Annotated in this window: 11 protein-coding genes; 3 read left to right on the forward strand and 8 right to left on the reverse strand. The window is 32.5% G+C overall.

Annotated features, from left to right (window positions below; all coding sequences use genetic code 11):
• Positions 1 to 28: 28 nt before the first annotated feature.
• Together C406_RS0114125 and C406_RS0114130 are read right to left on the reverse strand one after the other, a co-directional pair.
• Positions 29 to 2,134, reverse strand: a complete 2,106-nt coding sequence (locus C406_RS0114125) for an RNA degradosome polyphosphate kinase (RefSeq protein WP_017381298.1) — start codon at positions 2,132 to 2,134, stop codon at positions 29 to 31.
• On the reverse strand, positions 2,127 to 3,674 hold the full coding sequence (locus C406_RS0114130; protein WP_017381299.1) for a Ppx/GppA family phosphatase: 1,548 nt from the start codon (positions 3,672 to 3,674) through the stop codon (positions 2,127 to 2,129). The genes C406_RS0114125 and C406_RS0114130 overlap by 8 nt, the downstream gene beginning before the upstream one ends.
• Before the next feature lie 145 nt (positions 3,675 to 3,819).
• Between C406_RS0114130 and C406_RS0114135 the strand changes: the two genes are divergently transcribed.
• Positions 3,820 to 4,287, forward strand: a complete 468-nt coding sequence (locus C406_RS0114135; RefSeq protein ID WP_017381300.1) for a YkyB family protein — start codon at positions 3,820 to 3,822, stop codon at positions 4,285 to 4,287.
• Positions 4,288 to 4,348: 61 nt separating this feature from the next.
• Here C406_RS0114135 and C406_RS0114140 read toward each other — a convergent pair whose 3' ends face one another.
• The 4 genes from C406_RS0114140 to C406_RS0114155 all read right to left on the reverse strand — a co-directional run bounded on the left by C406_RS0114140 (position 4,349) and on the right by C406_RS0114155 (position 7,691).
• A complete protein-coding gene (locus C406_RS0114140) occupies positions 4,349 to 5,668 on the reverse strand; it encodes an MFS transporter (protein WP_017381301.1) in 1,320 nt (439 codons plus the stop codon).
• 25 nt (positions 5,669 to 5,693) lie between these two features.
• A complete protein-coding gene (locus tag C406_RS0114145; RefSeq protein ID WP_017381302.1) occupies positions 5,694 to 6,566 on the reverse strand; it encodes an NAD(P)-dependent oxidoreductase in 873 nt (290 codons plus the stop codon).
• A 688-nt stretch (positions 6,567 to 7,254) separates the two neighbouring features.
• Entirely contained in the window at positions 7,255 to 7,407 is a 153-nt protein-coding gene (locus C406_RS20275) for an aspartyl-phosphate phosphatase Spo0E family protein (RefSeq protein WP_017381303.1), read from the reverse strand.
• A 95-nt stretch (positions 7,408 to 7,502) separates the two neighbouring features.
• Positions 7,503 to 7,691 (reverse strand): hypothetical protein, encoded by a 189-nt coding sequence (locus C406_RS0114155; RefSeq protein ID WP_017381304.1) that lies wholly within the window; start codon positions 7,689 to 7,691, stop codon positions 7,503 to 7,505.
• A 246-nt stretch (positions 7,692 to 7,937) separates the two neighbouring features.
• Between C406_RS0114155 and C406_RS0114160 the strand changes: the two genes are divergently transcribed.
• Positions 7,938 to 8,552: a CPBP family intramembrane glutamic endopeptidase gene (locus C406_RS0114160; protein ID WP_017381305.1), complete on the forward strand. Its 615-nt coding sequence runs from the start codon at positions 7,938 to 7,940 to the stop codon at positions 8,550 to 8,552.
• Between the two features lie 48 nt (positions 8,553 to 8,600).
• Positions 8,601 to 9,275, forward strand: a complete 675-nt coding sequence (locus C406_RS0114165; protein ID WP_017381306.1) for a hypothetical protein — start codon at positions 8,601 to 8,603, stop codon at positions 9,273 to 9,275.
• Between the two features lie 37 nt (positions 9,276 to 9,312).
• Here the strand turns inward: C406_RS0114165 and C406_RS0114170 are convergent, their stop codons facing one another.
• Entirely contained in the window at positions 9,313 to 9,759 is a 447-nt protein-coding gene (locus tag C406_RS0114170; protein ID WP_017381307.1) for a MarR family winged helix-turn-helix transcriptional regulator, read from the reverse strand.
• A 197-nt stretch (positions 9,760 to 9,956) separates the two neighbouring features.
• A complete protein-coding gene (locus C406_RS0114175; protein ID WP_036654774.1) occupies positions 9,957 to 11,411 on the reverse strand; it encodes an ATP-binding protein in 1,455 nt (484 codons plus the stop codon).
• Positions 11,412 to 11,493 lie beyond the last annotated feature (82 nt).

Below are 11,493 nucleotides of genomic sequence, written 5' to 3' on the forward strand. Positions count from 1 at the left end.
AAAGTATATAGAAAGGGGGAGTAATTCTTTATTCTTCATCCTTAGAAACTCGATAAGCTAACTTTAATAATTCTTCTTGACTGTTAATTATATCCTCATTGTTTTTAGGGAATTGATAAAGATATTCTCCATTTTGATCTTGCTCTCTTGATTTCGCAGTATCTTTCATTTGGAGTAAAATAAGGTTCATGATTCGTTCCTTTATATCCGAATCTAATATGGGAAAAAGAATCTCGACTCGTTTAATCATATTTCTAGTCATCATATCTGCTGATGAAAGAAAAACAAGATTCTCTTCATTATGGTGGAACCAGTAAATCCTAGAATGTTCTAAGAAACGACCTACAATACTAATAACACGAATGTTTTCACTAACTTTTTTAATTTGTGGACGTAAACAACATATTCCACGAATAATTAAATCAATTTTTACTCCTACAATTGAAGCCTCGTACATTTTCATGATTAATTCTTTATCAGTTAAAGAATTCATTTTTGCACGAATGTATCCGTTTCCGTACTTTTGATGAAAAGCAATTTCTTGATCTATCAATTTTATAAATTCATCTCTAATATCGAAAGGAGCCACAACTAAATGATTAAAAATAGGCTTTTCTGTATAGCCACTTAAATAATTGAAGAAATTTGTAGCATCAATGCCAAACTTTTTTTTGGTTGTAATGATACCCATATCTGTATAGACTTTGGCAGTTTGGTCATTATAATTACCTGTCCCTAAATGGACAAATCGTTCAATACGGTCGTTACGTTTCCTAACAACTAATGTGATTTTGGAATGTGTTTTTAAATTGTGCATGCCATAAATTACAAGGCAACCAGCTTGTTCCAATTCTTTGGCCCAATGGACGTTTTTTTCTTCATCAAATCTTGCTTTTAGTTCCACTAATACCGTCACTTGTTTTCCATTCTCTGCTGCCCTTTTTAATGCATGAATCATCGGAGAATTCCCACTTACTCGATATAAAGTCTGTTTAATTGCAAGTACGTTCGGATCGTCTGCAGCTTCAGAGACAAATTCCAAAATCGGTGCAAATGATTCATAAGGATGGTGGAAAAATAAATCTTGTTGTAAAGCTTTTTCAAATAAATTTTCATCTGATTTTAAATCAAAAGGCGGTTGAGGAATGAAATTTTCAAACACTAGCTTTTCTCGACTACCTTTTATTTCATTAACAAAAGAAAATAAAAATGTCAGATCTATTGGACATTCCATCTTATATACATCCTCATGATGTATATCAAGTTCATTTAATAAATAATTTAATACTTCTTGATCAATTTCATTTACTCGAACTTCTAAACGACTTGCTGCGCCCCACTTTCTTTTTTTTAACTCTTTTTCAATTTCTACTAGTAAGTCTCTTGCACCTTCTTCATGTATGGTTAAATCTGCATTTCGAGTCATTCTAAAAGTATTTACAGATTTCACTGAATAACCATAAAATAACGTTTTTATTTGGTTAATAATTAAGTCTTCCAAATAAATAAATGAATCTCCTTTGCTTTTGGAAGGGACTTTAATCATTCGTGTTAAAACAGAGGGTACTTGAACTATTGCCACTTTTTCTTGAATTTCCTCTTCAACTTTTTGTTCTAGAATAACAATAATATTCATTGTTTTACTTAATAGAGTTGGAAAAGGTCGATATGCATCCACAGCTACTGGTGTTAAAACTGGGAAGACATGTTCTTCAAAGAATAGTTGGGTAAAGTTTTTTTGTGATTTTGATAACTCTGCCATTGTTAAAACTTGAACATTTTCGTTTTTTAATTGTTTATATACGAGTTGCTGATAAACTCGTGACTGTCTTTTGACTAACTCTCGTGTTTTATGACTAATTTTTTTTAGCTGTTCTTTTGGTGTAAGCCCTGCTTTATTTTCAGGTTTTTGAAATTCCACTCTTACTTGATCTTGAATTCCAGCTACTCGAACCATGAAAAATTCATCCAAATTCGAACTGAAAATCGCTAAAAACTTCAAACGTTCTGCTAATGGATTTCGCTCATCTTCTGCTTCTTGTAGTACACGTTCATTAAAAGCTAGCCAACTAAGTTCACGATTGTTATAGTACTCAGGTTTATCAATATCAAGCAAAGAAGGTCGCTCAGTCATAAGATTCTCCATCCTTTACAATAAATTGTATGTTGACTTCACATTTACATAATCGTTCTAGGTGTTTCTTTTGTTTGCCCGCTTGATATTCTTCGGCCATTGCATTTCCATCAACATATATCTTCAACTGTACACCATCTTTAGAAGATTCCATTAAGACATCGTTAACAATAGATCGTTTTGAACCATTTAAACCATAAGCAAATTTCAAAATGGCTCCCAAATCGCGCAAATGTTTTAACTCATTTTTATCAATCCATTGTTCAAATGGAGCAGCGTAACGCTTAAAATTATCTTTATTTTTATAAGAAGCTACTAGTGCCAATTTCACACGATTTAAATGATCTAAACCATCAATAGAGCGATTTGATAATATATAAAATGTATGTTGACTTGCAGATTCTGCGTCAATATATTCACCTAAATAAAACAATGCTGCTGCTCTTTTTAGTAATTGTAAGCTACCTGGAGACTCTTGAATCATTTTATTCTTAGAGCATGCTAGATAAATTTTTTGCGCTAAAAATTGGAGATGTTTAGCCTCTTGTTGATTTATTTCATATTCTGCCGCTAAAGCCTCACAGCTATGCTCAAAAACTTTATTCTTATCTAGCGCTTCTGGATTCGTATTTAAAACACGGTTTAACATGATTCCTTCTCTCAACCCTTTACCACTGAACATGAACTCATCAGCTTCGACCACCTTCATTAATGCTCGGAACACTTCAAGCGCTGGTAGAATGATATCCGCTCGGTCACTAGATAAGCCGTCAGTTTTTTTCAAATCGGAAAATGACAAGTCAGACAATGTATCGCTCAATATATTTACATCATGCACTTTCATTTTATATTGATGTACACTTGAAATTGGGTATTGTTTTCGTTGTTGATCAATTTGCGCAATATTTCGTGCACTGCCACCAATGCCGATAACGGGCAACTTCAGACCACTAAGCCAAGGGAGCGAACGAAATTGAGCTTCTGCAAACAATGCTAATTGTTTTTTTTCAATGACTGTTATTTTATCTTCTTTCATAAATTGTTGTTGAAGAGTAACAACTCCAAAAGGGAAACTATGTGTTTTTTGTAATTTTTTATTAATAAAAAAAGTGATTTCTGTGCTTCCCCCACCAATATCTATCGTAACGGCTGACTCATTTGGAACAGAATGTGCGACTGCTAAAAAACCAAAATACGCTTCTTCGTCTCCAGTTAATACATCGATTTCAAAATCAGTTTTTTCTTTCATACGGTTAACAATTACAACTTGATTAGTGGCTTGTCGTATTGCAGCTGTTGCCGTTGCAAGTACGTCTTGTACATTATAATCTTTTAGCATTTGTCTAAATGACTTTAATATTTCTTCTAGAAGTTGAATACCTTCTTCAGACATTTCTCCATTTGTTTGAATATATGTACGTAATCGTGCCACTATCTTTATATTTTCAAATTCTCGAAGTCCTCTTTTTTGATCATAAGAATAGATTACTAAGCGAATCGTATTAGATCCTATATCTATAATAGCTGTCTTTTTTTTCATATTTTTTCACCTTTTCCATATATTTTTCTTTTTTCCTATACAAATTGGGAAGGAATTGGTATGATAATAGTTAATTGAATGCTCTGAATTTTTCTTAATTCTAGCTTTATTTCTCTATTTTATAAGATGCGAAAGGTGGGGTTTCATGAAACCAATTAAAACTGATGAACAACTTGCTTCAGCTATATATTCAGTTAATCGTCATGCTAAAACAGCTACAGATAACAAATATCTTTATGAATTAAAAAGGCTCACAATTGAAAAGATGATTGAAACCGGACGAGCCAAAAAATTAGGATTACACTTTGTAGAAAAACCTCGATATAGTCAACAACAATCTTCTGTATTAATTCAATGTGCTGATTATTATTTTCATTTACTGCCCAAAAAAGAAGATTTTCAAAACCTTACTCATTTAGGCCATTTAGATGAAAACTACCGTAATCCACAAAGAAGAATGAGTTTAAATATGGCTAAACAACTATTAAGTGAGTATACAGGCTTACACCCATCTATCGTAAAGAGGAACCCCTCACTTGCTTCCACTTCAAAGGCCAAAACACAGCCAATAAAAAAGAAATCTTATACTTTTGGTAGCACATATTTAGATTAATTGATAGTAACAAACAGCCGGACACCATTAAAGTGTTCCGGCTGTTATTTATTTAAAGTATCTAAACAGAACTGACTTTTGATGAATCTTGCTTTACACGTAAATGAATGATTAGTCCTATGACGGTCATTACAATCAATGTGGATAATGCAATTCGACTTGCAAGTGGTCCATAATCTTGTAATTGATACGTTATGGTCCCGTAAATTGCTGGTCCAATTATTGAAGAAACTTTACCAGAGAATGCAAACAAACCAAAGAATTGACCTCTCTTGTCATCTGGTGTTAGTTCAATAATTAATGTACGCGATGTAACCCACATTGATCCCAGAGATACGCCGAACATACTGCCTGCTATCCAGAACATCCACTGTTCTAAAGCAAAAACTGCAACAAATAATGCAACAATCATTAACACAGCGACAATCGTTACAGAATTTTTGGCTCCAATCTTTTTTGTAATATAACCAAATGCAAAAGATCCAATTACGGTGGATATCGTAGACACAAGGTATAAAATAATGAATTGGCCGGATGAAAAGCCGACAATCACCGTTGCATAAATTGCCATCATGGCAATTGTTGTTGCGATTGCATCGTTAATAAAAAAATACGCAACCATAAAAGTAAAGACGGGCTTGTTTGATTTCATGTCTTTAATCGTTTTAATGATTTCTTTATAACCGTCAAAGAATGAACCCTTTACTCGTTTATTTTTAGGTATCGGTGTATCTTTATTGATAAAAAATAATGGTAATGAAAACAATAAATATAAAATGGCGGTTGGAATAAATGCTTTGTGAAATTCCCCCTCACTGACTAGTAAATAAACAAGCAATCCAACAATCGTCCCTATATAGCCTACTGCCACTCCGAATCCAGAGATCAAAGGCATTTCTTGCTTTGTTCCTAAATCACTCATCATCGAGTCATAAAAAACAAGACTCGAATTGAAAAAGAATTTTGCAATAACGAAACTTATAACGACCAATGCATAAGACAGTGGTATTCCCCATATAAGTGCATCCGTTTGTATACCTCCAAAAACCCCCATCATAAAAGTTGCGATGATTGAAATGGATGTAAACCATACAATGAATCGTTTTTTGTAACCTGTTCGGTCAATCCACACACCAAACAATGGAGAAAAAATAACTAAGAAAAAACTGGCAACTGCATTAGCATATGATACAAACGTACTTGCTACTTGTTGTCTTGCTTCGCTTGTTCCAATAATTTCATCCGTGTAAAACGGAAAAAATATAGTGTTGATATTGGACGAAAAAATCGTATTTGCAAAGTCATAAAAAGCCCAAGATAAAATCGGTAATGCTAAATAAAGAGCCAATGGACTCCGTGGAGCCGTTTGTTGATTGTCCACTCTTAACACCCCGCTAAGTTTTAATCTATTTATTGTAAGCTTTTATTAAACTTTGTGTTCCTTCATTTTCAAATCCTTGTTCTGCTAGATTTTGATACATTAAGTAAGCCATTTCTAAACCTGGCAATTGGATACCCATTGTTTTAGCTTCATCCAATGCAATACCCATATCTTTAATGAAGTGCTTTATATAAAATCCTGGTTCAAAATCATCTTTTAACATACGAGGTGCCAGATTTGATAAAGACCAAGATCCAGCAGCCCCCATTGAAATTGACTGTAAGACCGTTTCTGGATTTAGCTTTGCTTTTTTAGCATATGTGATTGCTTCACATACTGCAATCATATTAGAGGCAATGGCAATTTGATTAGCCATTTTGGTATGTTGGCCTGCTCCTGCATTACCCTGATAAACAATATGCTCTCCAAATAGCTTAAACAAATGGGTAATAGAATCGAAGACTTCTTTATCGCCACCGACCATAATAGATAATTTCCCTAATTTTGCTCCAACATCTCCTCCTGAGACGGGTGCATCAAGTAAACTCATACCATATGTTAATGCTTTTTCATAAAGTTCAATAGCAAGAGTAGGTTTAGAAGTAGTCAAATCAACAACAATTAATCCTGACTTCCCGTTTGCAAATACTCCTTGTTCACTGTAAAAAACGTCTTCAACATCGGATGGATAACCAACCATAATAAAAACCACGTCAACTTGTGATGCGACTTCACCTGGGGATTGAGCCCACTTTGCACCCATATCAATTAAATCTTGCGCTTTTTCTTTTGTACGTGTAAAAATTGAAACTTTATGACCAGAAGATAATAAATGTTTTACAATACTTTTACCCATAACTCCTGTACCTATAAAGCCTATATGTTTTTTCTCAATCATTATGTACCCTCATCCCCCAATTTGTTGATTCATTATCTGATGTCTATTAGTTTACCAAAGTTCCTACATATAAGCATCGGAACATTCCGAAAATGGTGATGTTTTTTTACGATGAACATAAAGTAGTTAAACATTTGTAAGTCCTAATGTATAAACAACCATTTTATACATTAGGAAGTCTTAATAGATTGTTTTTAAATTACAATTTCAATGTATCTACAGTATGCAGTACATACGTAGTCTATATTTAGAAACTTAAATGGACTTACTTAATCCTCTGTTAACTTAGATTTAAAGAGAAGTATACATACACAGTGGGAATAACCTCTATAAACAAAAAAGTAGGACACATTCCTCTCGGGAAAGTGTCCTATAAAAAGGGGGAAATGAGAATGTTGCTGTGTTCAAATATACTTTCCCCATATTTCAATTTCTTTAAACCTATTTTTAAAAATATTTTATTAAAAGCTTTATTAATTAAAACATTGTACTTGATTCTGAATACATTCTAATACAGTTTGAAACGAGCAATGATTCTTCAGACCTGATAAGTAATGACATATATCTCCTAGTCAGTTGCTTTTAATTTTAGGTATCTTATAGATTTTTCGAGTACATAATATATTTGAGTCTTACACAAAAGAACTAAGCAAGTATCGCTTAGTTCTAGAATAAGTTCATTTTTATTTTATAGGGAAATTTTCAAATGATATGCATTTAATAGTTGATCTAGCTTTTCACTAAGATGGATAGTGTTAACGTTTCCAAAACCATTTTCAAGCGCGGATTGAATCATTTTCTCTCTCGTATGTTCTAATTCCTCAAGAATTAATTTTGGCACGTTATTCCTCCCATTGCATATTCATATCACCATATATTATACACTTTTCACAATTTTTTTAACACATCTTTATTTAGATGAAGAACGAAATTTTATCAACTTCGGGAATTTGCTTCGTATGTATAAATAACAAACCCACCTTGTTTTGCAGTACCACGGAAATGCTTAAAGTCTTCTCGTTGAATTAGTACTTCTCGAAATTCAAAAAATTCTTCTTTTCCAATTGAAATGGAGGATACAACCCCCTCCCTTAATTCATCCAGCTGTTGTATATATGTATTCATCAAATATCTCCTTTATTTATAAAAACTAAAATGTTTTTAAGCTGTTGCAAAAAAACTTTACGGCAGAAAAAATATCATGCAATATTAAATATAACTTAGTGAAGGAGCTAAAAGTCTAAGGATGGTAGCAGATATATGAATTAATAGTTGTTAACATAAACGCTATAAAGTAGTATACCTTAAAGAACGAAACTCTTAACCATCTACATATGAGAATAAAAATAAAATTTACTGGAGGTGTAAATATTGAATATTTTAGCTCCTCATCTACGATGGACTGCCTTACTAGTTGCAGTCTATGTATTACTATTCTTCGCGTTTTCAAATGAAAAAATTTTTTGGTATATGTATACGTTCACAATGCTATTATTTATGGCCTTATCATTTGTTATCGGTAAAATAGAAGACGAAGTGCAAACATGGGAGTACTTAGTTTTTGGTATTGGCTATGGTACACTCACTTATGGTCTTATCGCAATTGCTTATCGTTTTTTCTCCATATTTACTGATAAAGCAGCGATTTCAGTTGAACAATTTTTAACTGACTTTGGACCAACCTCAGTTTGGCACTATATATTACTAATACTAATTATCATACCAGGGGAAGAATTATTTTGGCGCGGTTTTATCCAACAAAAATTAAAAGCTTATATGAGCCCCTTCTTTTCCGTTTTGGCATCTTCAATACTTTTCGGCTTATCCATGTCTTTTAGTGGATTTTGGTTAGGCGTGTTTGCTGCAATTACTTCTGGGTTGCTTTGGGGATTCTTGTATGAGTGGAAAAAAAGTATGCCGCTTATCATTATTGCTCATATTACAATGACTGTCCTCCTATTTCTAGTATTACCACTCAATTCTTGAAACAAATAACTACTACATCATGACTACCACTTGAAGGGGGAATATTTAATGAAAAAAACATGGCTTTTAATTGCATTGCTAACACTCGTTATATCCATGCTTGCTGCATGTAACTCAAAAGATGAATCTACTAGTAAAGATGAACCTAATACGCAAGTTGAAACTGAAGAAACAAAGGATGTTGAAGTAATTCCAGAAGAAGATGAAAACGAACAAGAACAACCGGTGACTGAAGAAAGAGGTACAGATAAAATACTCACTTATTTAGTAAGTGGGGAAGTAAAAGAAGACTCGGCGAAATTAACTGAGAGCGACGAACAAAATTATTCAATATACAAATTAGATGAATTTAGCTTAACAGGGGAAGAACCTAATAAAGATGCTCTTTTCTTAGAAGAGAACTCAGCAGTATTCATGCGAATAGAAACTATTTCAAAGGATGAAGCATCTTATGAAATAATTGCCAACAATATGAAAGAAACAATGGCTGCTGTTACTTTTGGTAAAGAACCCTTGCAAATTAGCGATAAAGAAAAATTACCTCAAGGTGAAGGCATTTCAAATCAAATTGGATATGAAATGATTGCGGAAATAGGTACAGTTACAGGAATTGTATTTGAAAAAGAGAATCTTATTGTTCGATTAACAATTTTTGACAGGAATGCTTATAATCTAACAGATGCATTCTTAAAAATGGGCGAAACAATAGCAGAAAAACAATAAAAGTTCCGGCTCAATAATTGAGCCGGAATTTTTATTATTAATATGATAAATCTTTAATTGATAAGCCTAACTTCTTTAATAAAACGATGGCTTGATCTTTTTCATCAGGATTAAGAGCAGACATTATCTCATGCAACTGTTTTTCATGCTCTGGAAACAACGTAGCCATGAAAGCTTCCCCTTCAGTAGTAATTTCAGCAAACGTTATCCTACGGTCTGACGGACAAGAAACACGGTTTATGAAGCCTCTCTTTTCAAGCTTATCGATAACATACGTAATTGATCCACTGGCAAGTAAGATTTTATTACCTATTTTTTGCAAAGGTTGTCTGCCTTTATGGAATAACAACTCTAACACCGCGAATTCAGTTGGATTTAACCCGTTCTTTTGAAAAAATTGATTCGTACTTTCATGTATTGCTTTATGTGCTCTTGAGAGTACGATAAATAACTTTAAGGATTGTGTTAATTCTTCAGATTTCATTCAAATCACCTTTATTCCCATTATCTCTAATTAAAACTAGTATATAGGGAACATAAGAACTTTGTCAAAATGATAATAATTAGTATGTCTTTCCTAAAGCGTATGAGATGTCCCATTGTTCTTTTTTTCCATTGGAGAGTACGTAATAATTTAATTTTAAAAAGGTATTTTTTAATTGTATATCAGAAGACTTTTAGCTAGTTAGAAGACTTTGCATATTGTTTATCAGGTATCAAATTCACTTCTAATGAATCCATTGGATAAAGTGGGAGAACAAGATTAAACGTAGTCCCTTGATTAATTTCACTTTCAACATCTATATATCCTCCGTGATCTTCGATTGTTTGAACTGCATGCGGAAGACCTAAGCCAGTTCCTTGTTGTTTAGAAGTATAAAAAGGCAAAAAGATTTTATGCATTTGATCTGCAGTTATACCTTCACCTTGATCTGTCACTGATACACGAACTTGATTATTTTCAATTAAATTTTGAGTTATCGTGACTTTTCCTCCTTTAGGCATCACTTCAATTGCATTTTTTAAAATATTCATAAATACTTTCTTTAATTCATAAGAGTCTCCTAGAATGCAGTCAGACCCCTGATCACATGAAACATAATCAAATTCTATGTTTTTAAGTATTCCTTGAGGATGCATAAAATCAACAACTTGTGAGATTAGTGATGATAAGGAAATAAAACGAAAAGATTTCTCAGTTGGCTTTGATAACACTAAGAATTCATTGAGAATAGAATCCATACGATTAAGTTCACTCTCTATTATGCTAAGATACTGGCTACCTTCTTTAGTTACTTGATGTGACAGTAATTGAGTAAATCCTTTTAGAGAAGTCATCGGATTACGTATTTCATGTGCAATACTAGCAGCCAATTGCCCTAATGTTGATAACGAGCGCAAATGTTCTATTTGTTTTCTTAGATGAATCTTTTCTGTATCATCACAAATGACAGTCATATATATATTTACATTTTCATTAAAAATGGAGATTACATGATAAAACTTCTCTACTCCACTTTCATCAAATTTAGATGCTATCAGCTCTGCAGAGCCTTTAGTTAATAATGTCTTCATATATTGAATTGAATCAGGTTTTGAATCAGGTAACAAATCAAATAGTAACTTAAAATTTTCCCCAACAAATTCACGTGAAGATATTTCAAAAAAAATATCAATTTTTTGGTTAACTTCAATAATTACGCCTTCAACAGACGTCAATATTAATCCGTATGGAGCATGTTTGAAAATCGATTCATACTTTAAAAAATCTAAAACGTTTCCACTAGATATAATTTTCTTTTGAGCTTGTTTAAAACGAATAACATACTGGAAATTCGATCGATCATAGCATCCTTCAAAAAGAAAAACATTTTCACACGAGTCTAATAAGTAAATTTGACATTTTGCAATAGTTGAAATTATTGCATCTTGTAAAAAATTATTCCAAATTATTAATGATGACTTGTCCATTTTTTTTTCAAGTTCATCGATCTTGTGACACGAGAAAAATTCTCTAGCCACAGGATTCATTTTTAAAATTCCTTTTCCTTTTTTAAAAGTTATAACTGAATCTTTATCATCGTAAAATAAAAAATCGAATACCTCAGTTATATTATCTTTAAACAAGTTAATCACCTCTCTTTACTAATTTTTTATTTGATGATGATCCATGTCTATATTAAGTTAAGTAAATTAATGTAAATTGTCAACTCAAGTC

Origin of the sequence: Paenisporosarcina sp. TG-14, assembly GCF_000297555.1 — a bacterium.
In the GTDB taxonomy this organism is placed as follows: Bacteria; Bacillota; Bacilli; order Bacillales_A; family Planococcaceae; genus Paenisporosarcina; species Paenisporosarcina antarctica.